This is a genomic window from Enterobacter sp. UPMP2061, from assembly GCF_053709615.1.
In genome coordinates this window covers 412,789-438,642 of the sequence record NZ_JBSKJP010000001.1, presented here as the reverse complement: position 1 = coordinate 438,642, position 25,854 = coordinate 412,789, and the positions used below count along the sequence as shown (strand labels likewise).

The 25,854-nt window shown below is 55.2% G+C and carries 21 protein-coding genes; 13 read left to right on the top strand and 8 right to left on the bottom strand.

The genetic code is table 11. The features are described from left to right. Nucleotides 1-3 precede the first annotated feature (3 nt). Nucleotides 4-1,416 (bottom strand): deoxyribodipyrimidine photo-lyase, encoded by a 1,413-nt coding sequence (phrB, locus tag ACWKXX_RS02105; protein ID WP_023303302.1) that lies wholly within the window; start codon nt 1,414-1,416, stop codon nt 4-6. 601 nt (nt 1,417-2,017) lie between these two features. Beyond that, nucleotides 2,018-2,224, bottom strand: a complete 207-nt coding sequence (locus ACWKXX_RS02100) for a YbfA family protein (RefSeq protein ID WP_003858637.1) — start codon at nt 2,222-2,224, stop codon at nt 2,018-2,020. Between the two features lie 309 nt (nt 2,225-2,533). On the opposite strand from ACWKXX_RS02100, the gene kdpF reads away from it, so the two are divergent. The 9 genes from kdpF (at nt 2,534) to potE (ending at nt 14,468) form a co-directional block, all read left to right on the top strand. Further along, on the top strand, nt 2,534-2,623 hold the full coding sequence (gene kdpF / locus ACWKXX_RS02095; RefSeq protein ID WP_003858638.1) for a K(+)-transporting ATPase subunit F: 90 nt from the start codon (nt 2,534-2,536) through the stop codon (nt 2,621-2,623). Beyond that, the gene (kdpA, locus tag ACWKXX_RS02090; protein ID WP_261666366.1) at nt 2,623-4,302 is read left to right on the top strand and encodes a potassium-transporting ATPase subunit KdpA; all 1,680 of its coding nucleotides are present in this window, start codon (nt 2,623-2,625) and stop codon (nt 4,300-4,302) included. Before kdpF ends, kdpA begins: the two co-directional genes overlap by 1 nt. Nucleotides 4,303-4,320: 18 nt before the next feature. Continuing rightward, entirely contained in the window at nt 4,321-6,369 is a 2,049-nt protein-coding gene (kdpB, locus tag ACWKXX_RS02085) for a potassium-transporting ATPase subunit KdpB (protein ID WP_110870917.1), read from the top strand. Between the two features lie 12 nt (nt 6,370-6,381). Then, nucleotides 6,382-6,957 carry a potassium-transporting ATPase subunit KdpC gene (gene kdpC, locus ACWKXX_RS02080; protein WP_261666367.1) on the top strand — a complete coding sequence of 192 codons (576 nt, stop codon included), beginning with the start codon at nt 6,382-6,384 and terminating at the stop codon, nt 6,955-6,957. Then, complete coding sequence (kdpD, locus tag ACWKXX_RS02075) at nt 6,958-9,645, top strand: two-component system sensor histidine kinase KdpD (RefSeq protein ID WP_047057821.1); 2,688 nt, start codon at nt 6,958-6,960, stop codon at nt 9,643-9,645. It abuts the gene before it with no gap. Next, nucleotides 9,642-10,319, top strand: a complete 678-nt coding sequence (kdpE, locus tag ACWKXX_RS02070; protein ID WP_003858643.1) for a two-component system response regulator KdpE — start codon at nt 9,642-9,644, stop codon at nt 10,317-10,319. The genes kdpD and kdpE overlap by 4 nt, the downstream gene beginning before the upstream one ends. 279 nt (nt 10,320-10,598) lie before the next feature. Beyond that, nucleotides 10,599-10,703, top strand: a complete 105-nt coding sequence (gene speFL, locus ACWKXX_RS02065) for a leader peptide SpeFL (RefSeq protein ID WP_003858645.1) — start codon at nt 10,599-10,601, stop codon at nt 10,701-10,703. Nucleotides 10,704-10,959: 256 nt separating this feature from the next. After that, nucleotides 10,960-13,158 (top strand): ornithine decarboxylase SpeF, encoded by a 2,199-nt coding sequence (gene speF, locus ACWKXX_RS02060; RefSeq protein WP_015571121.1) that lies wholly within the window; start codon nt 10,960-10,962, stop codon nt 13,156-13,158. Next, entirely contained in the window at nt 13,155-14,468 is a 1,314-nt protein-coding gene (potE, locus tag ACWKXX_RS02055; RefSeq protein ID WP_003858648.1) for a putrescine-ornithine antiporter, read from the top strand. The genes speF and potE overlap by 4 nt, the downstream gene beginning before the upstream one ends. Before the next feature lie 89 nt (nt 14,469-14,557). On the opposite strand, the gene pgm is transcribed toward potE, so the two are convergent. Together pgm and seqA are read right to left on the bottom strand one after the other, a co-directional pair. Then, a complete protein-coding gene (gene pgm, locus ACWKXX_RS02050) occupies nt 14,558-16,198 on the bottom strand; it encodes a phosphoglucomutase (alpha-D-glucose-1,6-bisphosphate-dependent) (RefSeq protein ID WP_017384980.1) in 1,641 nt (546 codons plus the stop codon). A 24-nt stretch (nt 16,199-16,222) separates the two neighbouring features. Further along, nucleotides 16,223-16,768: a replication initiation negative regulator SeqA gene (gene seqA, locus ACWKXX_RS02045; RefSeq protein ID WP_003858650.1), complete on the bottom strand. Its 546-nt coding sequence runs from the start codon at nt 16,766-16,768 to the stop codon at nt 16,223-16,225. A 183-nt stretch (nt 16,769-16,951) separates the two neighbouring features. Here seqA and ybfF point away from each other — a divergent pair, with 183 nt between their 5' ends. The 4 genes from ybfF to fur all read left to right on the top strand — a co-directional run bounded on the left by ybfF (nt 16,952) and on the right by fur (nt 19,565). Then, nucleotides 16,952-17,725: an esterase gene (ybfF, locus tag ACWKXX_RS02040; RefSeq protein WP_015571124.1), complete on the top strand. Its 774-nt coding sequence runs from the start codon at nt 16,952-16,954 to the stop codon at nt 17,723-17,725. 128 nt (nt 17,726-17,853) lie between these two features. Then, nucleotides 17,854-18,141 (top strand): LexA regulated protein, encoded by a 288-nt coding sequence (ybfE, locus tag ACWKXX_RS02035; protein WP_003858652.1) that lies wholly within the window; start codon nt 17,854-17,856, stop codon nt 18,139-18,141. Nucleotides 18,142-18,296: 155 nt separating this feature from the next. Then, entirely contained in the window at nt 18,297-18,827 is a 531-nt protein-coding gene (gene fldA, locus ACWKXX_RS02030) for a flavodoxin FldA (RefSeq protein WP_003858653.1), read from the top strand. A gap of 291 nt (nt 18,828-19,118) precedes the next feature. Continuing rightward, the gene (gene fur / locus ACWKXX_RS02025; RefSeq protein WP_010428651.1) at nt 19,119-19,565 is read left to right on the top strand and encodes a ferric iron uptake transcriptional regulator; all 447 of its coding nucleotides are present in this window, start codon (nt 19,119-19,121) and stop codon (nt 19,563-19,565) included. Between the two features lie 142 nt (nt 19,566-19,707). Here the strand turns inward: fur and chiQ are convergent, their stop codons facing one another. The 4 genes from chiQ to nagE all read right to left on the bottom strand — a co-directional run bounded on the left by chiQ (nt 19,708) and on the right by nagE (nt 25,712). Continuing rightward, nucleotides 19,708-20,034, bottom strand: coding sequence for a ChiQ/YbfN family lipoprotein (chiQ, locus tag ACWKXX_RS02020; protein ID WP_032102682.1), 327 nt, complete (start codon nt 20,032-20,034; stop codon nt 19,708-19,710). 47 nt (nt 20,035-20,081) lie between these two features. Next, nucleotides 20,082-21,479 (bottom strand): chitoporin ChiP, encoded by a 1,398-nt coding sequence (gene chiP, locus ACWKXX_RS02015; RefSeq protein ID WP_017694280.1) that lies wholly within the window; start codon nt 21,477-21,479, stop codon nt 20,082-20,084. A 446-nt stretch (nt 21,480-21,925) separates the two neighbouring features. Continuing rightward, the gene (gene glnS / locus ACWKXX_RS02010) at nt 21,926-23,593 is read right to left on the bottom strand and encodes a glutamine--tRNA ligase (RefSeq protein WP_023303298.1); all 1,668 of its coding nucleotides are present in this window, start codon (nt 23,591-23,593) and stop codon (nt 21,926-21,928) included. Between the two features lie 169 nt (nt 23,594-23,762). Next, nucleotides 23,763-25,712 (bottom strand): PTS N-acetyl glucosamine transporter subunit IIABC, encoded by a 1,950-nt coding sequence (nagE, locus tag ACWKXX_RS02005; protein ID WP_023296120.1) that lies wholly within the window; start codon nt 25,710-25,712, stop codon nt 23,763-23,765. Between the last annotated feature and the right edge of the window lie 142 nt (nt 25,713-25,854).

The following is a 25,854-nucleotide window of genomic DNA, read 5'->3' as shown; positions in this document are numbered from 1 at the left end:
CTCTCAAACTTTTCGGGCGGCTTCGTACGCCGCCAGCGTGGCGACGCGCGCCTGTTTATGGTCGACAATGGGACGGGGATAGTTCAGGGTAACACGCTGTTTATCCGCCCATACCCAGGGTTCATGAATGGCTTTGGCCGGGACATCCTTTAGCTCAGGCAGCCAGCGACGGATAAACTCGCCGTCGGCGTCAAATCGTTGTCCCTGCGTGGTCGGATTGAAGATCCGAAAATAGGGAGCCGCATCCGTTCCGGTGGAGGCCGCCCACTGCCAGCCGCCGTTATTCGCCGCCAGATCGCCATCGATCAGCTGAGAGATAAAATAACGCTCTCCGGTTCGCCAGTCGATAAGCAGATCCTTCACCAGGAAGCTGGCGGTAATCATACGCAGGCGGTTATGCATCCACCCGGTTTCATTGAGCTGCCGCATAGCCGCATCAACAATCGGGAAGCCGGTGAGCCCACGCTGCCATGCTTTAAGCAGCTTCTCATTCGACTGCCACTGTACCTGTTCGGTCCAACGAATAAAGGGCCGATGTTTACACAAATCAGGATGATACGTCATCAGATGGCGATAAAACTCACGCCAGATCAGTTCGTTCAGCCACACTGCGCCCGCCCCCCCGTCTAAGGCCTGAGGCTGTTCCGCCAGCAGGCGATGTAAACACTGGCGCGGAGAGAGCGCGCCCAGCGCTAAACAGGCCGACAAGCGGCTGGTGCCTTCAGTCGCTGGAAAATCCCGACGCGCCTCGTACTCTGCCGCCCCCTGCGTGCAGAACTGACGCAACCGGTCAATAGCTGCTTTCTCACTGGCGGGGAATACTGTTTCATCGAACGACTGCTGGGGATAATTCAGCCTGATCGCCGGCAGATCCGTTATCGTTTCCCCTCTCACGGTCGGGGCGGTAACGCACTCAGGTAGTCCCTCTTTCAGGCGTTTGATAAAGGCATTTTTAAACGGCGTGAAAACTTTATACATTTCGTGGCTACCGGTCATTACGCTGCCCGGCGCGAGCATCACGCTGTCATCAAAGCCTTCACAGACCACGCCCGCAAGGGTTTTCTCCAGCTGACGATCCCGCTGTTGCTCGTTGAATTCATACTGATAGTTGTAATAAAGATGCGTTACTGCGTGCTGCTGGCAGATTGCCTGCACCGTCTGGCGCTGCGCGGCAAAATCATGGGCCTCTTTATAGATCAGCGGAATGCCTTTTTCAGCCAGTGAATGTTGCAGGTCATTCAGATACGCGCTGAGTAGTGCCGCTTGCCGGGGCGCCATGTCGTGCTGCCGCCACTGTTCAGGCGTGGCGATAAACAGGGCCAGCACATTCGCGTCTTTAGCGCGGCAGGCCGCCGCGAGAGCGAAGTTGTCGTGAATGCGTAAATCCGCGCGAAACCAAACCAGATGGGTGGGCATAAAACTCCAGGCAATTGTCCATTATGTCCGTAAGGGCATGCCGTAAAAGGAAAAAGGCATGCATTGAACTACTTTGCCATGAAGTGTAGACGGGATGAAATAAAAAAGGCCGCCCGAGGCGGCCTTAACGCTACTTGTCCTGCGCTATCAGGGTAAAGGCAATAAACACATCCGGTTTATCACTCTTTACAACGAGTGCGCTGGCGACAATGAACGCGATGCATAAATAGCGTTTCACTATGCGGTCCCTGCTGCTAACCGCTCCACCTATCACCACCGGTGATATATCGGTGGACACAAGCTCTGTGTGGAGCCTGACTCACGGTTGTGGTAACACCTTTCCCGGGACCGGTGCCCATTTGCGAGATGGCGGAAAGGGACGCTGCATAGTAGGCATCACGTGAGCAAAACGTCATCCATTGAACCTGTTTTTAAGAATTTATTTAGGAGTGAAGCGTTTGCTTATTAAACCAGCAGAAGTATGCTTGTAAGCCTCTGTGTGAGAGCTTGAAAACTACCCAACGGACCGCGAATCCCGAGGGACAAAAAAACCGCCACATTGCTGTAGGCGGTTTTTTTATGGCTACGATGTCACACCGTATCAGTAGAAATCGCAGGTCGCTTTCTCGGCCTGATCCATCCACACCGGCTTCTCGCTGGTTTTCGCCCAGACGCGGTGCAGGTAACTGTAGAAACGTGCGCGATCTTTCCAGAACAGCATCACCGGCAGGGCCAGCACGCCAGCCACTACGGCGAAAGTGCGACGCATGAAAATGATATGAGCCGGAAACTCTTTATAAAGATCCATAATTTTCTCCCCTGTAGTTGGCCGGAAACCGTCTCCGGAAAATGTGAAATCTGTGACCTGGTTAAAATAATACCGCTTTGTTTGTAATTTTACTACTCATCCGACCACTTATTTTCATTCATTTCGTGAATATTTACATTCCCGCCTGTAATTAAGTTACAAAAAAGTTAACGATTTACTTACCAATAGTTAAATTGTGGTCTTTCCCTTTTTATACTTTTTTTACACCTGCCCTTCTGATTTTTGCGAAATCTTTGCGCCATAAATCCTACCGTTTGTACAACAACAAAAGTCACCCGGAGGTGGATTGTGAGTGCAGGTCTGATTGCCGGCATCGTGCTGGTGTTCCTGTTATTGGGTTATCTGATTTATGCCCTGATTAATGCGGAGGCATTCTGATGGCTGCTCAGGCGTTTTTGCTTATTGCCAGCTTTTTACTGGTGCTGTTTGTGCTCGCCAGGCCGCTGGGAACAGCGCTGGCGCGTCTGATAAATAACGTGCCATTGCCGGGCACGCGAAATATTGAAAACGTGCTCTGGCGCATTTCAGGTATCAGCGATCGGGAAATGAACTGGCGCCAGTACCTGATGGCGATACTGCTTCTGAATATCCTGGGGCTTATTGCCCTCTTTACGCTGCTGATGCTCCAGGGCAGTCTGCCGTTGAACCCGCAGCAGTTACCGGGTTTATCCTGGCATCTGGCGCTGAACACGGCGGTCAGCTTTGTCACCAACACCAACTGGCAGTCTTACGCCGGTGAAACCACGCTCAGCTACTTCAGCCAGATGGCCGGGTTAACCGTGCAAAACTTTCTTTCTGCGGCCAGCGGTATCGCGGTGATCTTCGCCCTGACGCGCGCGTTTGCCCGTCAGAATGTCAGCACCCTCGGCAACGCCTGGGTTGATGTCACGCGCATCACCCTTTGGATCCTGGTGCCTGTTGCGCTGATTATTGCCCTGTTCTTTATTCAGCAAGGCACTCTGCAAAACCTGCTGCCTTATACCCCTTACACCTCGCTTGAAGGGGCCAGGGAACTCCTTCCTATGGGGCCGGTGGCGTCGCAGGAAGCGATCAAGATACTGGGCACCAACGGCGGCGGCTTCTTCAACGCCAACTCATCGCATCCGTTTGAAAACCCAACGGCATTAACCAATTTTGTACAGATGCTGGCGATCTTCCTGATCCCCGCCGCGCTCTGCTTCGCCTTTGGCGATGTGGTTAACGATCGCCGCCAGGGACGTACGCTGCTGTGGGCGATGTCGTTGATCTTCGTGGTCTGCGTAGCACTGGTGATGTGGGCCGAATGGAACGGCAACAGCCACTTCATGCAGCTGGGGGCTAACAGCAATATCAACCTGGAAGGCAAAGAGAGCCGCTTCGGCATTCTTGCCAGCAGCCTCTATGCGGTGGTCACCACGGCGGCCTCCTGCGGGGCAGTGAACGCCATGCACGACTCTTTTACCGCGCTCGGCGGCATGATCCCGATGTGGCTGATGCAGATTGGCGAGGTAGTTTTCGGTGGGGTCGGTTCGGGGCTGTACGGCATGCTGTTGTTCGTTCTGCTCGCCGTGTTTATCGCCGGGCTAATGATCGGTCGCACGCCGGAGTATCTCGGCAAAAAAATCGACGTCCGCGAAATGAAATTAACCGCGCTGGCAATTCTGGTCACCCCCACCCTTGTGCTGCTCGGTACCGCGCTGGCGCTGATGACCGACGCCGGGCGCAGCGGCATCTTTAACCCGGGCATTCACGGCTTTAGCGAAGTGCTTTACGCCGTTTCGTCTGCCGCCAACAACAACGGCAGCGCCTTTGCAGGGTTAAGCGCCAACTCGCCGTTCTGGAACTGTTTGCTGGCGTTCTGCATGTTCATCGGACGTTTCGGCGTGATTATTCCCGTCATGGCGATCGCTGGAACACTGGTGAATAAGAAGATCCAGCCGACCACCACCGGTACGTTACCGACTCACGGCGCGCTGTTCGTCGGCCTGCTGATTGGCACCGTTTTGCTGGTGGGTGCCCTGACCTTTATCCCCGCCCTCGCGTTAGGCCCGGTTGCGGAATATCTCTCTTTACGCTGATTTTGCGGAGAATTTGTCATGAGTCGTAAACAACTGGCCCTGCTCGAACCGACGTTAGTTCGTCAGGCCCTCATGGATGCGGTAAAAAAACTGAGCCCGCGCGTGCAGTGGCACAACCCGGTGATGTTTATTGTCTGGACTGGAAGTTTACTCACCACCGCACTGGCGATTGCCATGGGAACGGGACACCTTTCAGGGAATGCAACCTTTACCGCCGCCATCAGCCTGTGGCTGTGGTTTACCGTGCTGTTCGCCAACTTCGCCGAAGCGTTAGCGGAAGGCCGCAGTAAGGCACAGGCCAACAGCCTGAAAGGGGTAAAAAAGACCGCCTTTGCGCGCAAATTACGCGAACCTAAATACGGCGCGCAGATGGACCACGTTCCGGCGGATGAACTGCGCAAAGGTGACGTGGTGCTGGTGGAAGCTGGCGACATCATCCCCTGCGACGGTGAGGTGATTGAGGGCGGCGCGTCGGTAGACGAAAGCGCCATTACCGGGGAATCTGCACCGGTGATCCGTGAGTCGGGCGGAGATTTCGCCTCAGTTACCGGCGGAACGCGCATTCTTTCCGACTGGCTGGTGATCCAGTGCAGCGTTAACCCGGGCGAAACCTTTCTCGACCGGATGATCGCCATGGTGGAAGGCGCACAGCGTCGTAAAACGCCGAACGAGATCGCCCTGACCATTCTGCTGGTGGCGCTCACCATTGTCTTCCTGCTGGCAACGGCGACCCTGTGGCCCTTCTCCGCCTACGGCGGTACAGCGGTTAGCATCACCGTACTGATCGCCCTGCTCGTCTGTCTGATCCCCACCACTATCGGCGGCCTGCTTTCCGCGATTGGCGTGGCGGGGATGAGCCGGATGCTGGGCGCGAACGTCATCGCCACCAGCGGACGCGCCGTTGAAGCGGCGGGTGACGTAGACGTGCTGCTGCTGGATAAAACCGGGACCATCACCCTGGGCAATCGTCAGGCCTCTGACTTTCTACCTGCTCCCGGCGTGGATGAAAAAACGCTGGCTGACGCGGCGCAGCTTTCCTCGCTGGCCGATGAAACGCCGGAAGGCCGCAGTATCGTGATCCTCGCCAAGCAGCGCTTTAACCTGCGCCAGCGCGACGTTCAGAGCCTGCACGCCACGTTCGTGCCCTTCACAGCGCAAACCCGAATGAGCGGAATTAACATTCAGGACCGGATGATCCGTAAAGGGTCCGTTGATGCCATTCGCCGTCATATTGAAGCCAATAATGGACACTTCCCCCCGGAAGTCGACCACCTGGTGGAAAGCGTGGCGCGTCAGGGAGCAACCCCGCTGGTGGTGGCGGAAGGTGCAAGCGTTCTGGGGGTTATCGCCCTGAAGGATATCGTTAAAGGCGGTATTAAAGAGCGTTTCGCCCAGATGCGTAAGATGGGCATTAAAACAGTGATGATCACCGGGGATAACCGTCTGACTGCGGCGGCCATTGCCGCCGAAGCGGGCGTGGATGATTTCCTTTCCGAAGCGACGCCGGAAGCGAAGCTGGCACTCATTCGCCAGTATCAGGCGGAAGGCCGTCTGGTGGCGATGACCGGCGACGGCACCAACGACGCCCCGGCGCTGGCGCAGGCCGACGTGGCGGTGGCGATGAACTCCGGTACCCAGGCGGCAAAAGAGGCGGGCAACATGGTGGATCTCGACTCGAACCCGACCAAGCTGATCGAAGTGGTACATATCGGGAAGCAGATGCTGATGACGCGCGGCTCGCTGACCACGTTCAGTATCGCCAACGACGTGGCGAAGTATTTCGCCATCATTCCGGCGGCTTTTGCGGCAACCTACCCGCAGTTGAATGCCCTGAACGTGATGCACCTGCACTCTCCGGCCTCGGCCATTTTGAGCGCGGTGATCTTCAACGCGCTGATTATTGTCTTTCTTATTCCGCTGGCGCTGAAAGGGGTGAGCTATAAGCCGCTGTCGGCCGCCGCCATGCTACGCCGTAACCTGTGGATTTACGGTCTGGGTGGGCTGGTGGTGCCCTTTATTGGGATCAAGGTTATCGACATGCTGTTAACGCTGTTCGGGCTGGTTTAAAAGGTGGATCCAATGACGATGTTACGTCCCGCTATACTGTTGTTTATTCTGCTGTCTCTGATTACCGGCGGGCTTTACCCGCTGATGACTACCGCGCTGGGCCAGTGGTGGTTTAAAGATCAGGCCAACGGCTCGCTGATTATCCAGAACGGTGAAAACCGCGGCTCGCGTCTGATTGGGCAGAACTTTACGGACCCGCGCTACTTCCAGGGACGCCCTTCCGCCACTGCGGAAAGCCCGTATAATCCAATGGCCTCCGGCGGCAGCAATCAGGCTGGCAGTAATCCTGACCTGGACAAAGCCGTTGCTGAACGCGTTGCCGCCCTGCGCGCCGCGAATCCGCAGGCCAGCCGTGAGGTGCCGGTTGAGCTGATCACCGCTTCCGGGAGCGGGCTGGATTACAGCCTGACGCCGGATGCGGTGGTGTGGCAGATCCCACGCGTGGCAGCCGCCCGTCAGCTGACCGTCGAGCAGGTGAGCCAGCTGGTCGCAGAACATACGCAAAAGCCGCTGGTCAGCTTCATCGGCATGCCGGTAGTGAACATTGTTGAGCTGAATCTGGCGCTGGACGCGCTAAGGAAGAACTAAATGACCGACGAGCCCATGCGCCCGGATCCGGACAGGCTGCTTGAACAGACGGCTGAAGCCCACCGCGGCAAGCTGAAAATTTTCTTCGGCGCCTGCGCGGGCGTCGGGAAAACCTTCGCCATGCTGACGGAAGCCCAGCGGCTTCGGGCGCAGGGGCTTGATATTCTCATCGGCGTGGTGGAAACCCACGGTCGCAAAGAGACGGCTGCGCTGCTGACGGGGCTGGCGACGCAGCCGCCCCAGCGTATCAGCCATCGCGGGCGGCTGGTCACGGAGTTTGATCTTGATGCCGCCCTCGCCCGCCGCCCTGCCCTGATCCTGATGGACGAACTGGCGCACAGCAATGCGCCAGGCTCCCGCCATCCGAAGCGCTGGCAGGATGTTGAGGAGCTGCTTGAGGCAGGCATTGACGTCTTCACCACGGTGAATGTTCAGCATCTGGAAAGCCTGAACGACGTAGTGAGCGGCGTAACCGGTATCCAGGTGCGGGAAACCGTCCCCGATCCGTTTTTTGATTCTGCCGATGAAGTCGTACTGGTTGACCTGCCGCCGGACGATCTACGCCAGCGCCTGCACGAAGGCAAAGTGTATATTGCCGGCCAGGCCGAACGCGCCATCGAACATTTTTTCCGCAAAGGAAACCTGATTGCCCTGCGCGAGCTGGCCCTGCGCCGCACCGCCGATCGCGTTGATGACCAGATGCGCGCCTGGCGAGACCTACAGGGACAAGAGCGCGTCTGGCACACGCGGGACGCCATTCTGTTATGCATTGGTCACGGCAGCGGCAACGAAAAACTGGTTCGCACCGCCGCCCGGCTGGCAGCGAAATTTGGCAGCGTCTGGCACGCGGTCTACGTCGAAACGCCGCAGCTGCATGGTCTGCCAGAAAATCAGCGTCGCGCCATTTTGAGCGCGCTGCGGCTGGCGCAGGAGCTGGGTGCCGAAACCGCCACCCTTTCCGAACCGCAGGAAGATAAAGCCATTCTGCGCTACGCGCGCGAGCACAACCTGGGCAAGATTGTCATTGGACGTCGACAGCATCGCCGCTGGTTTAGCCGCGAATCTTTTGCCGACAGGCTGGCCCGCCGCGCGCCGGATCTTGATTTAGTCATCGTCGCGCTGGATGACAAGCCCGCCCCTCTGCCCAACCGTACGCCGGATGCTCGCACCTTTGGCGATAAATGGCGCATTCAGATCCGGGGTTGCCTGGTGGCCGTGGTCCTTTGCGCCCTGATTACGGTGATTGCCAGCCAGTGGCTCATCGCCTTCGACGCCGCCAATCTGGTCATGATTTATCTGCTCGGCGTCGTTGTGGTCGCGCTCTTTTATGGCCGCTGGCCGTCGGTGCTGGCAACGGTGATCAACGTCATCAGCTTCGACCTTTTTTTTATCGCTCCGCGCGGGACGCTTGCTGTCTCGGACGTGCAGTACATTCTGACCTTTGCCGTGATGCTTACCGTCGGGCTGGTGATCGGGAATCTGACGGCAGGCGTACGCTACCAGGCACGCATTGCCCGCTATCGCGAGCAGCGCACGCGCCATCTGTATGAAATGTCAAAATCGCTGGCGGTTGGCCGCACGCAGCGAGATATCGTGCAGACCAGCGAGCAGTTTATTCGTTCGACCTTTCATGCCATTAACCTGATTTTGCTCCCCGACGAACAGGGGCGCCTTCGCCCGCTGACCTCCCCTTCGGGGATGACGCCCTGGGATGAAGCGATTGCCCGCTGGAGTTTCGATAAGGGGTTACCTGCCGGCGCCGGCACCGACACTCTGCCCGGCGTGCCTTACCAGATCCTGCCGCTGCGCAGCGCGGATAAAAATCACGGGCTGGTCATCGTCGAGCCGTCTAACCTGCGTCAGCTGATGATCCCAGAGCAGCAGCGCCTGCTGGAAACCTTCACCCTGCTGGTCGCCAGCGCCCTTGAACGGCTGGCGCTCACCGCCAGCGAAGAGCAGGCGCGGCTGGCAAGCGAGCGCGAAAGTATTCGCAATTCGCTGCTGGCAGCGCTGTCTCACGATTTACGCACCCCGCTTACCGTGCTGTTTGGCCAGTCCGAAATTCTGACGCTGGATCTGGCGGCAGAAGGATCAAAGCACGCGATGCAGGCCAGCGAAATTCGCCAGCATGTGCTGAATACCACGCGACTGGTGAACAATCTGCTGGACATGGCGCGCATTCAGTCCGGCGGGTTTAACCTCAAAAAAGAGTGGCTCACCCTTGAGGAGGTTGTCGGCAGTGCGCTGAAGATGCTGGAGCCGGGTCTCGGCGGGCGCCATATCGAGCTGGACATGCCGGAACCCCTGACGTTAATCCATGTGGATGGCCCGCTGTTTGAGCGCGTGCTGATTAATCTGCTGGAAAACGCGGCTAAATACGCCGGGGCAAAGGCCCGGCTGGGGATTGCGGCCAGGGTGGATAAACGTGTGCTGCGGCTCGACGTCTGGGATACCGGGCCGGGTATTCCGGCCGGTCAGGAGCGCGCCATATTCGAAAAATTTGCTCGCGGTAATAAGGAATCCGCCATTCCGGGCGTTGGGCTGGGGCTGGCGATCTGCCAGGCGATTGTCGACGTGCATGGCGGCACCATTTCAGCCGAGAACCGCCCGGAAGGTGGGGCACGCTTTTGTGTTACACTTCCTCTTGAAACCCCACCAGAACTTGATGAATTACCAGAGGATTTGTGATTAACGTTCTGATTGTTGAAGATGAGCTCGCTATCAGCCGATTTCTGCGTACCGCGCTGGAAGGCGACGGTTTGCGCGTGCATGAAGCCGGTACGCTTCAACGGGGGTTAATTGAAGCCGCCACCCGCAAGCCAGATCTGGTGATCCTGGATCTGGGACTTCCGGATGGCGACGGCATCGATTTTATTCGTGAGGTGCGTCAGTGGAGCCAGATGCCCATTCTGGTGCTCTCTGCCCGCACCGAAGAGACGGATAAAATCGCCGCGCTGGATGCCGGAGCAGATGATTATCTGATCAAACCGTTTGGCATTGGCGAGTTACAGGCCCGGCTTCGTGTGGCGCTGCGTCGACACAGTGCCACGTCCCCTTCCGATCCGGTGTACGCCTTTGGCGATATCCGCGTCGATCTTGCCGCCCGCCGCATCGTGCGGGGGGAAGAAGAGATCCACCTTACGCCTATCGAATTTCGTCTGCTGGCCGTGCTGCTCAATAACCACGGAAAAGTGTTAACGCAGCGACAGCTGTTAAGCCAGGTCTGGGGACCGAATGCTGTCGAGCATAGTCACTATTTACGCATTTATATGGGACACCTTCGCCAGAAACTTGAAGCCGATCCCGCGCGTCCTCGTCATTTATTAACAGAAACCGGTATCGGATATCGGTTTATGATATGAATAAGTATTCAATTTAATTTTAAATAAAAAACATACCAGCCTGAATATAGCCATGAAAATAACGATGAGATTATTTTCATGGCTATATTCGCCCTTTTTTAAACACAATTAAAACATCAATTTAACACCAAACCAACAAAACAGCATTTTGATCTGCGTTATTCACTCAAAACGACTAATTATTTCTGAAATGATCGGTTATTGGTGATCTGTTTCACAGTTAATCCCTTTTTCCTGGATAAAATGACCATGCTTTCAATTACTGAAAGGAAACTGAACATGGAAAACAATAATCGTTTAATGCCCCATATAAGGCGGACAACACATATCATGATGTTTGCCCACCGTAACTGTTTTGACTTTCATCTCTTTAACGCCCGGTAGTCCTTCGACTTCTGGCGCATCTGCTTACAGGTTATCCTGAAAAACGCTATTTTACAGGCTGTTGCCTGTGAACACCTGCGCTCACTCCTTGTGATTCAGATTCTCCGCAACCGGGCGGACTGAATTCTACTCAGCAAAAAAGCAATTAACTGATTTCGTATCAGCGGACACGCTTTGCTTTTTTTTCCGGAAATAATCGATTTCTTTACCGCAAGAAGTCGAGGGCCCCATATTGCCTGAAAATAAAGAGATAAAGATGAAAACGTTAAAAATTGCCGTCAGCCGTGCCTGCCCTGAATGCTTTACCACTTCGCGCGACATCGTGGATATCACCGCATCGGATTATATTGATGTGGCAGCCGTGGTTCTGGCCGTCAGCGATATTTTCAATGGCGCCATAGAAGAAATAGAAGCCACGGGATTCGGTATCCCGGTGTTTATTGCCACGCATAAAGAAGAAAGGGTTCCGGCTGAATTTCTGTCGCGTATTCACGGCGTTTTTGAGTACTCCGACACCAGCAATGCGTACTACGGACGCCAGCTTGAAGCGGCTGCGCAGAAGTACGAAACCCAGCTCCGCCCGCCGTTCTTCCGCGCGCTGGTCGATTACGTCCAGCAGGGGAACAGCGCGTTTGACTGCCCCGGACATCAGGGAGGCCAGTTCTTCCGCCGCCATCCGGCCGGAAACCAGTTTGTCGATTTCTTTGGCGAAACGCTTTTCCGCGCCGATCTGTGCAATGCCGACGTGGCAATGGGCGATCTGCTGATCCACGAAGGCGCGCCATGCATCGCCCAGCAGCATGCGGCAAAAGTCTTTAATGCGGATAAAACCTACTTCGTGCTGAACGGCACCTCCTCTTCCAACAAGGTGGTGCTCAATGCCCTGCTCACGCCAGGCGATCTGGTGCTGTTCGATCGCAATAACCATAAATCTAATCACCACGGGGCGCTGTTACAGGCGGGCGCGACGCCGGTGTATCTGGAAACGGCGCGCAACCCGTACGGGTTTATCGGCGGTATCGACGCACACTGTTTCGACGAGAGCTACCTGCGGGAGCTGGTGTCAGAGGTCGCGCCTGGCCGTGCGCGGGATGAACGTCCGTTCCGTCTGGCGGTGATCCAGCTGGGCACCTACGACGGTACCATTTATAACGCCCGTCAGGTGGTGGATAAGATTGGTCACCTGTGCGATTACATTCTGTTTGACTCCGCCTGGGTGGGTTACGAGCAGTTTATCCCGATGATGGCCGACTGCTCGCCGCTGCTGCTGGAGCTGAACGAAAACGATCCGGGCATTCTGGTGACCCAGTCGGTGCATAAGCAGCAGGCGGGCTTCTCGCAAACCTCGCAAATCCATAAGAAGGACAGCCACATAAAAGGCCAGCCGCGCTATGTCCCGCATAAACGCCTCAACAACGCCTTTATGATGCACGCCTCCACCAGCCCGTTTTATCCGCTGTTTGCCGCCCTGGATATCAACGCCCGCATGCACGAGGGGCAAAGTGGGCGCAACATGTGGATGGACTGCGTGGTGACGGGTATCGAAGCGCGGAAACTGATCCTTCAGAACTGTCAGTTTATTCGTCCGTTCGTGCCGGAGACGGTGGATGGCCGTCCATGGGAAAGCTGGGATACGGCCGAGATTGCTACCGATCTGCGCTTCTTCCATTTCGTTCCGGGCGAACGCTGGCACGCCTTTGAGGGATATGCCGAGCATCAGTATTTTATCGATCCCTGCAAACTGCTGCTGACTACGCCGGGCATCAACGCCCGCACCGGTGAGTACGATGATTTCGGCGTGCCCGCCACCATCCTCGCCAACTTCCTGCGTGAAAACGGTATCGTGCCGGAAAAATGCGACCTCAATTCCATTCTGTTCCTGCTCACCCCGGCGGAGGACATGGGCAAATTGCAGCAGCTCGTCGCCCAGCTGGTGCGCTTCGAAAAACTGCTCCAGAGCGATGTGCCGCTGAAAGAGGTTCTGCCCTCTCTTTATAAGCAACATCCGGAACGTTATGCGGATTATACCCTGCGTCAGATTTGTCAGGAGATGCATGACCTCTACGCCCGCCATAACGTGAAGCAACTGCAAAAAGAGATGTTCCGCAAGTCTCACTTCCCACGCGTCATGATGAACCCGCAGGAGGCGAACTATGCCTATCTGCGCGGTGAGGTCGAGCTGGTGTCCCTGCGCGACGCGGAAGGCCGTATCGCCGCGGAAGGCGCGCTGCCTTACCCACCGGGGGTGTTGTGCGTGGTGCCGGGAGAAGTCTGGGGCGGTTCCGTGCTGCGCTATTTCGCCGCGCTGGAAGACGGGATCAATCTGCTGCCGGGTTTTGCGCCGGAGTTACAGGGGGTTTACGTCGAGGAGTGTGACGGTCGCAAACAGGTGCGCTGCTACGTCATCAAACAACCTGCCGCTCAGCCATCGCTGCTGAAAGGAGAAAAATTATGAGTAAGGCCAACAAGATGGGCGTGGTGCAACTCACTATTCTCACCATGGTGAATATGATGGGTTCGGGGATCATCATGCTCCCCACCAAGCTCGCTGAAGTGGGGACGATTTCGATTATCTCCTGGCTTGTTACCGCCGTGGGTTCGATGGCGCTGGCGTGGGCGTTTGCCAAGTGCGGTATGTTCAGCCGCAAGTCCGGCGGCATGGGCGGCTATGCCGAATATGCGTTTGGTAAGTCCGGTAACTTTATGGCGAACTATACCTATGGCGTGTCGCTGCTGATCGCCAATGTGGCGATTGCCATTTCCGCTGTCGGTTACGGCACAGAGCTGTTTGGCGCGACGCTGACCCCGGTGCAAATTGGGCTGGCGACCATCGGCGTGCTCTGGATCTGCACCGTCGCTAACTTTGGCGGCGCGCGCATCACCGGACAGCTCAGCAGCATCACCGTCTGGGGCGTCATCATCCCGGTTGTCGGCCTGTGCATCATCGGCTGGTTCTGGTTCAGCCCGACGCTGTACGCCAATTCCTGGAATCCGCATCACGTACCATTCTTCACCGCCGTGGGATCGTCCATCGCCATGACGCTGTGGGCCTTCCTCGGGCTGGAGTCGGCCTGTGCGAATGCGGAAGTGGTGGAAAACCCGGAGAAAAATGTGCCGATCGCGGTACTCGGCGGGACGCTGGGGGCGGCGGTGATCTATATCGTCTCAACCAACGTGATTGCGGGAATTGTGCCCAACATGGATCTGGCTAACTCCACGGCGCCGTTCGGACTGGCGTTTGCGCAGATGTTTACGCCGGAGGTAGGGAAAGTGATCATGGGACTGATGGTGATGTCCTGCTGCGGCTCGCTGCTGGGCTGGCAGTTCACCATCGCCCAGGTATTCAAATCTTCCGCTGACGAAGGTTATTTCCCGAAAATCTTCTCCCGCGTCACCAAAGCGGATGCGCCGGTGCAGGGTATGCTGGCGATTGTGATTTTCCAGAGCGGTTTGTCGCTGATGACCATCAGCCCGTCACTGAACAGCCAGTTTAACGTGCTGGTCAACCTGGCGGTGGTGACGAACATCATTCCGTACATTCTGTCGATGGCGGCGCTGGTGATTATTCAGAAGGTGGCGAAGGTGGATCCGCGCAAAGCCCGGGCGGCCAATATCGTGGCGCTGATTGGGGCGATTTACAGCTTCTATGCGCTCTACTCGTCCGGTCAGGAGGCGATGCTGTATGGGGCGATGGTGACCTTTATGGGCTGGACGCTGTACGGTCTGGTGTCGCCGAGATTTGAATTGAAGAACAAACATAGCTAAAAAAAGCCCGGTGGCGCTAACGCTTACCGGGCCTACGATCGCTGTTGTAGGCCGGGCAAACGCAGTGCCGCCCGGCACACAAACCGCACTTACGCGTTTTTCAGCACTTCGCTGACAATCTCTACCGCTTCTTTCTCAATCTGCTGACGGTGCTCAGCGCCGAGGAAACTTTCGCAATAGATTTTGTACGCATCTTCCGTACCGGATGGACGCGCGGCGAACCAGCCGTTTTCGGTCATCACTTTCAGGCCGCCGATGGATGCGCCGTTACCCGGCGCCGCCGTCAGACGCGCGGTGATCGGGTCACCTGCCAGGGTACTGGCACTGACCATCTCCGGAGAGAGTTTTGACAGAGCTGCTTTTTGCGCAGACGTGGCGCTAGCCTGAATACGGTTATAGCTTGGCGCACCAAAACGTTCCGCCAGCTCGTTGTAATGTTCCTGCGGGTTCTTACCGGTGACCGCGGTGATTTCCGCCGCCAGCAGGCACATGATGATGCCGTCTTTATCGGTTGACCATGGGGTGCCGTCGAAGCGCAGGAAGGATGCCCCCGCGCTCTCTTCACCGCCAAAGCCGAAGCTGCCGTCGTGCAGACCATCAACAAACCACTTAAAGCCCACCGGCACTTCCACCAGCTTGCGACCCAGCGCGTCGACCACACGGTCAATCATAGCGGAAGAGACCAGCGTTTTACCCACCGCGACCTCTTTGCCCCACTGCGGACGGTGCTGGAAGAGATAATTGATTGCAACAGCCAGGTAGTGGTTCGGGTTCATCAGCCCTGCCGGGGTGACGATACCGTGGCGGTCGTAGTCCGGGTCGTTGGCAAACGCCAGATCGAACTTGTCGCGCAGCGCCAGCAGGCCAGCCATTGCGCATTCGGAGGAGCAGTCCATACGGATCGCGCCGTCTTTGTCCAGGTGCATAAAGCGGAAGGTCTGATCGACGTGATCGTTCACGATGGTCAGATCCAGCTTGTAGTGCTCGGCAATGCGTTTCCAGTATTCAATACCGGAGCCGCCCAGTGGATCCACGCCCAGCTTCAGACCGGCTTTCTGGATAGCGGCCATATCGACGATATCCGCCAGCCCTTCCACGAACGGCTGCACCAGATCCTGCTCTTTCACGTGGCCGGAGGCCATGGCTTCATCCAGCGAGATGCGTTTCACACCGTTCAGACCGTTAGCCAGTAACGCGTTGGCACGATCTTCCACCACTTTCGTGACGTTGGTATCCGCCGGGCCACCGTTAGGTGGGTTGTACTTGATGCCGCCATCTTCCGGTGGGTTGTGGGACGGGGTGATCACAATGCCGTCAGCCTGCGCGCCACCTTTTTTGTTGTGTACCAGAATAGCGTTAGAAACCGCTGGCGTTGGCGTAAAACCGTTGTTCTCCTGAACAATCACGTCTACGCCGTTCGCCGCCAGCACTTCCAGCACGGAGATAAAAGCAGGTTCAGACAGGGCGTGGGTATCTTTCCCTACATAGCACGGACCGGTGACGCCATTTTTGGCGCGCTCTTCCGCGATGGCCTGAGCAATGGCCAGAATGTGCGGTTCGTTAAAGCTGTGGCGCGCCGCACTACCGCGGTGGCCAGATGTACCAAACTTCACTGCGTGTTCTGCGTTGCCCACCACCGGCTTCAGCACGTAGTACTGCGCGGTCAGTTGAGCGACGTTAATCAAATCGCGTTGTTGTGCAGGTTGTCCTGCACGGCTGTGATTTGCCATTGCCTGGTCCTTCTGATGCAAGGGTTAAATTGTACCGCAAACCTTTTCGATCAATTCCGCCGGGAACTGCATGGACTGCATGATATGTTCGATCATGCTGCACTTACGGCCCGTATTGGTGTTGGTGATCACCCAGTATGGTGTACCGGGAACGTGTTTGGGTTTGGTTTGGTTGCCATTTTGCAGCAGGGTCTGCTCGTCGCCTGCGAAGTAAACGCGCGTGCGACCGTGCAGCGACTCTGTCGCTTCTGCAAATGCGTTGTTATCCAGTGAGTAAAGTGTAGACAGCACCAGCATAAAGCGGTTAACCGCCTTTTTCTGCTCGGCATATTCATCGGACAGCAGCAGCTCGCGCATCGCTCGCACTTTGTCTTTTGCCGGCATGACGGCAGGTTTTACTTGTGCAACAACGCTCGGCTGAGACACGACATCTTTAGTGACAGGAGTGGGCTGTGAGGCGGCGGAAATTTTGAGCATGCGCCGTAAAATGTCGGACGCGCTCTCCCCAATATGCCGCGTCTGGCTGGCAATATACTGATAGAGTTCGTCATCAACTTCGATTGTTTTCATCTTAATCCAGTGCGATATCTTATCTGAATACAAGTCGTTGAGATTATAAGGTCAAATCCCAACAGCGGATAGCGTCAAACCAGGTTGGCGGCAAAAGTCAGATTAAACTGGATCCTTGCCCCCGGGCGGCAGAATGGTCAACATGATACCCTAACCTGACAAACCTAAAAAAAGAACTTTGCCATGAAATTGAATACCCGAGCGCAAACTGCACAATCGCCGAACAATAATTCTCCCATCGTACTGGTTCACGGCCTGTTTGGTAGCCTGGATAATCTGGGTGTGCTTGCGCGCGATTTAGTGGCCGATCACGCGATCCTCCAGGTTGATATGCGCAATCACGGTCTTTCTGGGCGCTCGGAGGAGATGACCTACGCAGCCATGGCGCAGGATCTGCGGGACACCCTCGATGCGAATAATATCCAGAAAGCGACGCTTATCGGGCATTCAATGGGCGGCAAAGCGGTGATGGCGCTCACTGCGCTGGCCCCTGAGCGAATTTCCGGGCTGGTGGTCATCGACGTTGCGCCCGTCAATTACGACGTTCGCCGTCACGATGAGATTTTTGCCGCCATCAATGCGGTCACCGAAGCGGGTGTCGCAACCCGCCAGCAGGCGGCTGCCGTTATGCGTGAGCATCTTGATGAGGAAGGCGTGGTCCAGTTCCTGCTGAAATCGTTTGTTGACGGACAATGGCGCTTTAACGTCCCGGTATTGTGGGATCAGTATTCGCATATTGTGGGCTGGGAAACCGTCCCCGCCTGGCCGCACCCTACCCTTTTTATTCGCGGCGGCAACTCCCCTTACGTCACTGATGCATACCGTGACACGCTGCTGGCGCAATTCCCGCAGGCTCGCGCTCACGTTATTGCGGGTGCCGGGCACTGGGTACACGCGGAAAAACCGGATGCCGTCCTGCGCGCCATTCGCCGCTATCTTACTGATACAGCGAATTGATTAAAAAGCCAGCGACCGGAAGACGACGGGCTTCCAGTCGTTGGCGTGTGGATTTGGGTGATGTATGATGGCGCGCTTATCGCCCGGGCATTAGCAGGGCGGCGTGTTTCCCCCGAAGTCTCAGAATCATGGCCAAAGAACAAACGGACCGTACGACACTAGATCTGTTCGCGAATGAGCGTCGACCGGGACGACCGAAAACGAATCCGCTTTCGCGCGATGAACAGCTGCGTATCAATAAACGCAACCAGCTTAAACGCGATAAAAATCGTGGGCTTAAGCGTGTCGAACTGAAGCTGAATGCCGATGCCGTCGATGCGCTTAACGAGTTAGCTGACGCGCGCAACATCAGCCGCAGCGAACTGATCGAAGAGATGCTGATCGCCCAGCTTGAGACGTTACGCGGCAAGGCGTGAGTCAGAAAATCCCCAATATTACCTTTTTCATGTAGCACAGAGTGCAGTCCTGCGTGATAGCTGTTTCCGCAGGGTTGCCTGTTCTGCTATTATTGCCCTTATCCGTGGACAATTTGCGCCACCATACCATTAAGTTTCAAGAGGTTATTTTACTCATGGCAATCATCGGCATTTTCTTTGGCAGTGATACCGGCAATACTGAAAATATCGCAAAAAACATTCAAAAACAGCTCGGTAAAGACGTTGCTGATGTGCATGACATCGCCAAGAGCAGCAAAGAAGATCTCGAGGGCTATGACATCCTGCTGCTGGGCATCCCGACCTGGTACTACGGTGAAGCACAGTGTGACTGGGACGATTTCTTCCCGACGCTGGAAGAAGTAGACTTCAACGGCAAGCTGGTTGCCCTGTTTGGCTGTGGCGATCAGGAAGACTATGCTGAGTATTTCTGTGATGCGCTGGGCACTATTCGCGACATCATTGAGCCACGCGGTGCGGCGATCGTCGGTCACTGGCCAACGGCGGGTTACCATTTCGAAGCGTCCAAAGGTCTGGCAGATGACGATCACTTCGTTGGCCTGGCCATTGATGAAGACCGTCAGCCAGAGCTGACCGCTGAGCGTGTAGAAAAATGGGTTAAGCAGGTTCGTGAAGAGCTGAACCTGGACGATATCCTTAACGCCTGATATCCCTGCGGCGCAACTCCGGTTGCGCCCGTTTTCCAGGTAAAACCGATTAAATTAATTGCTACAAACTTTTAACTTTTTCGCCCAGACCTGTACAATATCCCCCTGGTAAAAAGTGGGTGCCATCGAACAAGTTTGTTGGTGATACCACGTTTTTATAAGCATACTTTGCTTGAGACTTGCAGTTTTCATTTAGCCATGGCAGTTCTATAATGAGACGCATTATCCCAAGTGCATTTTCTGTCACTTCTTCTTTTGAAGTGAATCGTTTAGCAACAGGACAGATTCCGCATGACTGACAACAATACCGCATTAAAGAAAGCTGGCCTGAAAGTAACGCTTCCTCGGTTAAAAATCCTTGAAGTGCTTCAGGGGCCAGACAATCACCATGTCAGTGCGGAAGACCTTTATAAGCGTCTTATCGATATGGGTGAAGAGATTGGGCTGGCAACCGTCTATCGTGTGCTGAACCAGTTTGATGACGCGGGCATTGTTACTCGTCATAATTTCGAAGGCGGTAAATCCGTGTTCGAGCTGACTCAGCAGCATCACCACGATCACCTGATCTGCCTCGACTGTGGCAAGGTCATTGAATTTAGCGATGATTCCATTGAATCACGCCAGCGTGAAATCGCCGCCCGTCATGGCATCCGCCTGACCAACCACAGCCTGTACCTGTACGGTCACTGCGCTGAAGGCGATTGCCGCGAAGACGACCACGCGCACGACGCGAAATAATATCGTGTTCATACTCTGAGCCAGCCGTAAGGTTGGCTTTTTTTTGCCTGAAAAAAGTCCGGTGGCGCTGCGCTTACCGGGCCTACGGGCTGTGACACCGTTGTAGGCCCGGTAAGCGCAGCGCCACCGGGCATAAAGCAACTTATTTATTGTTATTGCGAATCTCGTCCCAGATCTTATCGCAACGCTTCGCCACTTCCTGATCGTTACCGCTTTTCCGCGCCTGGATACAGGCCTGGTAATCCATCACGCGAACATTTTCCTGCGTCGCAAACTGCTCATGCGCTTTCTCTTTTTTCAGCACATTCAGCACGCTCTGGCAGGCTTCAATCTTCTCTGGCGATCCTTGTGCTGTATTGATGCAGGCGCTATACGCCTCCTTCAGACGGGAGTCTTCTTTCTGCGCCTGATCCTGCGCACACGCCACCAGCCCCGATGCCAGCAGCGCAACGATTACCATTTTTTTCATCATATGCAGTCTCCATGCAGGCGGGATTTCGCCCGCCTGCGTATTCATCAGAAGATTGTGAATGGCGCAATGACCATGAATTTCACGTCACGTTCATCCTGGAAGATGTTGCCGTAACCGCCCGCGTAGCTCGGGATATCGGAGTGGTTGTCATACTGGGTGAAGTGCAGTTTGAACATCGTGCCTTTCGCACGGCCCTCCTGAAGGGTGTAAATCGCATCCAGACTGTATGAAGACTCTTTCAGACGGTAATTCGGATCGTAGTAGGCGTCTGGCGTAGCCATATCTGCTGGCTTCGCGTCCCAGGCGTACGCGTAGGACGCACCCACTGCCCAGCCAGGCAGGTTCCAGTTCTTCAGGTCATACATTGCGCCGAAGAAGACCGCCTTTTCGCCGTCGGCGTTGAAGTCAGAGCGGTTATCCCACCAGATATCCAGACGACCATTGGAAGAGGCGTAGGTTGGCGTCATACGTTGCAGGAAGTAGCCCTGCTGCCCTTCTGCCTTGACCCATGTTCCCTCCAGACGTAAATCAACCTGACCTACCTTGTAGCCGAAGGTCAACGCCTGTAACCACGCGGTGCCGTCATAGATATCATTTACGCTGCCATCACTGACTTTGTCGCGCGTACCGTAGAACTGATAGCTGGTGCTCAGCGGGCTACCCGCGATATCAAATTTGTAGCTGGCTTTAGCAAAGTACTGATCGATATAGCCTTCAGCCTGACCAAAAGCAGCTTCCAGCACCAGATCGTTTTTGAAGTCGTACTTCGCCCCCAGCGAGTGGAGATAATCAACTTTGGTTTTTTTATCATTCTGATAGAACTTGTCCATCTCAATGTGCCACGGCGCTTTGTACTCGTTGGTCCACATATAGGAGAAGCTCAACGCCCCCGCATCGCCGTAGTCAAAATTAGCACCGGCTTCCGCACCCTGATAGGTACCTGGCATAAAGCTCCAGTGCGGTGCTAACAGCGTCTGGCCGGTTGGCTGGATATAACCTCCACGCGCCCAGACCGGACCATATTTGAATTTTGCAGCCGCTTTATACAGGCTGATTCCGCTTTTATCGCCGGACCAGTCTTCGTCGTAGGCTTTATTGCTGGAGGAGAACGCAATTTCGTTCGGATGGCCGCTGTCGCCATTTTCGGCCATTTCAATTGCGGTGAACGCTGCAATATCGATCCCGAACATATCGGCGGCATATCCCGACTGGAAATCAAGGTTAGCGTTCCAGGTCGAGTGAGAAAGGTTGGTTTTGTATTTATCTTCAGTGACGTCTTTACGGTCACGCTCACGCTGCCAGTAATAAATACCGCCCGTGAGGGTGGAATCTTCGATGAAACCTGCTGCTTTTGCCTCTGGCGCAACCACCAGGCCCGACATTGCTGTCACACCGGCGATAGCCAGCGCCAGCGCACTACGTTTGCCACTGAACGTACGCATAGATTATTCCTCTTTGACGAATTAAAACGCCTTAAACGGCGAAAAACAGAAAAGACCAAGTGGTCAGGGGTAGTCAGAAATACCCTCGAATTAACTACCGTCTTTAGGTTATTTTTCGCGACGCGAATTATCAATGCTTTTAATCAGGCAAAAGTCAGGATTATGACGAAGAGCACATATTTCGTAGTGCTTTGTAACATTTACCGGGAAGCAAGTACTGGCGGGGGAATACGCTAATTTTCAGTAAGTAACATTGATATTGTGAATATATTTTTCAGCGTTTCTGTTTTTGGAAAACAACAAACTTTTTTAAATAAAATAAGTAGCACCACATTGACCTGGAATGTTGGCTTTAATTCATCATCCCGATGCTTAACGACATGATCGTTAAATAAAAAAACGCCGCATTATGCGGCGTTTGTTTCTCATTGACCATGCCAGCGTGATTATTCGCCGATCTTAGTCCAGGTATCACGCAGACCGACGGTACGGTTAAATACCGGTTTTTCCGCCGTGCTGTAACGGCTGTCCAGGCAGAAGTAACCCTCACGTTCAAACTGGAACGCTTTACCGGCTTCAGCGGCTTTCAGAGACGGCTCGGCATACCCCTGCTTGATAATCAGCGACTCAGGGTTGATAACCGCCAGGAAGTCCTCCGCAGCACCTGGGTTAGGTACGCTGAACAGACGATCGTAGAGACGGATCTCAACCGGCAGCGCATGCTGCGCGCTCACCCAGTGGATCACACCTTTCACTTTACGGCCATCCGCCGGATCTTTACTCAGCGTCTCTGCGTCGTACGTACAGAAGATGGTCGTGATGTTACCTTCCGCATCTTTCTCTACGCGCTCGGCTTTGATCACATAGGCGTTACGCAGACGCACTTCTTTGCCCAGCACCAGACGCTTGTACTGCTTGTTCGCTTCTTCGCGGAAGTCGGCGCGATCGATCCAGATTTCACCGCTGAACGGCACGTCGCGGGTGCCCATTTCCGGTTTGTTCGGATGGTTAGGCATCGAGACCAGTTCGCTTCCACCCTGCGGATAGTTTTCGATGACCAGTTTCACTGGATCGATCACTGCCATCGCGCGCGGCGCGTTTTCGTTCAGGTCTTCGCGAATGCAGGATTCCAGAGACGCCATTTCGATGGTGTTGTCCTGCTTGGTAACGCCAATACGTTTGCAGAACTCACGAATGGACGCCGAGGTGTAGCCACGACGACGCAGGCCAGAGATGGTCGGCATACGCGGGTCGTCCCAGCCTTCAACGTGCTTGTCGGTGACCAGCAGGTTCAGCTTACGCTTGGACATCACGGTGTATTCCAGGTTCAGACGAGAGAATTCGTACTGACGCGGATGCACAGGAATGGTGATGTTATCCAGCACCCAGTCGTACAGACGACGGTTGTCCTGGAATTCCAGCGTGCACAGAGAGTGCGTAATGCCTTCCAGCGCATCGCTGATGCAGTGGGTGAAGTCGTACATCGGGTAGATGCACCACTTGTTACCGGTCTGGTGGTGTTCAGCGAACTTAATGCGGTACAGCACCGGATCGCGCATCACGATGAACGGAGACGCCATATCGATTTTGGCACGCAGACACGCTTTACCTTCTTCGAAGCCACCGGCACGCATTTTTTCAAACAGCGCCAGGTTCTCTTCCACGCTACGATCGCGGAACGGGCTGTTTTTACCAGGCTGAGTCAGCGTACCGCGGTATTCACGGATTTCGTCACCAGACAATTCGTCGACGTATGCCAGACCTTTGTTAATCAGTTCAACCGCATAGGCATACAGCTGATCGAAATAGTCTGAGGAGTAGCAGATATCGCCAGACCAGTTGAAGCCCAGCCATTGCACGTCGTTTTTAATCGACTCAACGTATTCGATGTCTTCTTTTACTGGGTTGGTGTCATCGAAACGCAGGTTGCACTGCCCCTGGTAATCTTGCGCAATACCAAAGTTCAGGCAGATCGATTTGGCGTGACCAATGTGCAGGTAGCCATTTGGCTCCGGCGGGAAACGCGTGTGGACTGTGGTGTGCTTACCACTGGCCAGATCTTCATCGATGATCTGACGAATAAAGTTACTCGGGCGGGCTTCTGCCTCACTCATCGTGGATTCCTCAAAGCGTAAACAACGTATAACGGCATATGATCTTATAAGCCGGACGTAGTGACAACCCTTAAAACGTCCCGGAAGAAAATAATGGGGGCAATTGCTGCAAAAAAAAGCGGCGGAGGATATCCCCCGCCGCTAAAGGCATAACTCTACTCAGGAGCGATTACTTGCCTTTAATCTCATACAGTGGCGTCTGGCCTGCAACCACCTGCCCCTGCGCCTGGATCACCAGACCGCTGAAGTCGTCGATGTTGCTGCACACGACCGGGCTTATCATGGAGCGCGCGTTGGCGTTCAGGAAGTCCAGATCCATTTCCAGAATCGGCTGACCTGCCGCCACTTCAGCACCCTCTTCCACCAGACGAGTAAAGCCCTGACCGTTCAGCGCAACGGTATCGATACCCATATGGACAACGATCTCCGCGCCTTTTTCCGTTTCCAGGCAGAACGCGTGGTTGGTGTTGAAGATTTTCACGATAGTACCGGCAGCCGGAGAGACCACGGTTTTGTCCGTTGGTTTCACCGCCACGCCGTCACCGACCGCTTTGCTGGCGAACGCTTCGTCAGGCACCTGCTCAAGCGCAACAACGTCACCTGTCACCGGAGAAACCAGCGCAGCGATGGTCACCGCGTTTGGCACAGCCTGCGGTTTTGCAACCGGCGCGTCAGCCACTGGCGCGTTATCCGTTGAGGCGGCAGCGACCGGCCCACGGGCAACCACTTTTTTCATTTCATCGCCGATAGATTCGGCTTTCGCACCCACGATAACCTGGATGGTTTGTTTGTTCAGTTTCACCACACCAGACGCACCCAGGCGTTTGCACATTGCATCGCTCACGCGCGCGGAGTCACCTACGGTCAGACGCAGACGGGTAATACAGGCATCGATCGCTTTCAGGTTGTCGGTGCCACCCACAGCGGCAATGTAGTTGGTTGCCAGCTGGGTTAAACCCTCTTCGGTATTGCTGTTGGCTTCACTGGTCACAACATCATCTTTCGTATCTTCGCGGCCCGGCGTCTTCAGGTTAAACATACGAATAACCGCGCTGAACAGAACGAAGTAGATAACGAAGAAGATCAGGCCCATCACCATCAGGATCCAGACGTTGCTGCTTGCCGCCGGCAGGTTGTACATCAACACATAGTCGATGGCGCCTGCGGAGAAGGAGAAGCCAGCATGGATACCCAGAAGGGTGGCGACGAACAGGCTGATACCGGTCAGGATCGCGTGCATCAGATACAGCAGCGGAGCCAGGAACATGAACAGGAATTCCAGTGGCTCGGTCACGCCGGTCAGGAAGGCGGTGATCGCAACGGACAGCAGCATCCCGCCAACCATTGAGCGACGCGCTTTCGGCGCAGCCAGGTACATTGCCAGCGCCGCGCCAGGCAGACCAAACATCATGATTGGGAAGAAGCCAGACATGAACATGCCCGCGGTGCCGTCGCCTGCGTAGAAGCGGTTGATATCACCGTGGAATACCGCGCCGGCCGCGTTGGTGAACTCACCAATCTGGAACCAGGCGATGGTGTTCAGTACCTGATGCAGACCGGTTGGGATCAGCAGACGGTTAATGAAACCGAAGATGCCCGCGCCCATTGCGCCCGCAGACACGATCCACTCGCCACCCGCATGGATAGCATGCTGCACCGGTGGCCAAACGTAGCCAAAGATGGCGGCGAGGATCAGACAGAAAAAGCCCGTCGCAATCGGCACAAAACGTTTACCGCCGAAGAAGCTCAGGAAGTCAGGAAGTTTGATACCTGCCCAACGGTTGTACACGGCGCCACCCACCAGGCCGGTAATGATACCTGCCAGCACACCCATATTGATTTCAGGGTTGATGGTTACCATCGCTTTCGTGAGGATGAAGTAACCGACAGCCCCTGCCAGTGCCGCGGCACCAGCGCTGTCTTTTGACCAGCTTGACGCCACACCGATGGCGAAAATCAGCGCCAGGTTGTCAAAAATTGCGCCGCCTGCCTGGGCGATAAACGGCACGTTAAGAAGATCGGGTTGCCCGAATCGCAGCAGCAACGCTGCAACCGGTAGCACGGCGATAGGGAGCTGCAAAGCCCTACCGAGGCGCTGGAAAAAACCTAAAATATTCATCCTATTCCCCCTACGAGACCCTTTGTTAAGACTCGCGCATAAACTATGTTTTTATTGTGTCACGAACGATAGATACAGTTGATGATTCACTGGCAGTGTGAGTGTGTGAAAAATTAATTCGTATCGCAAATTAAACACCTAT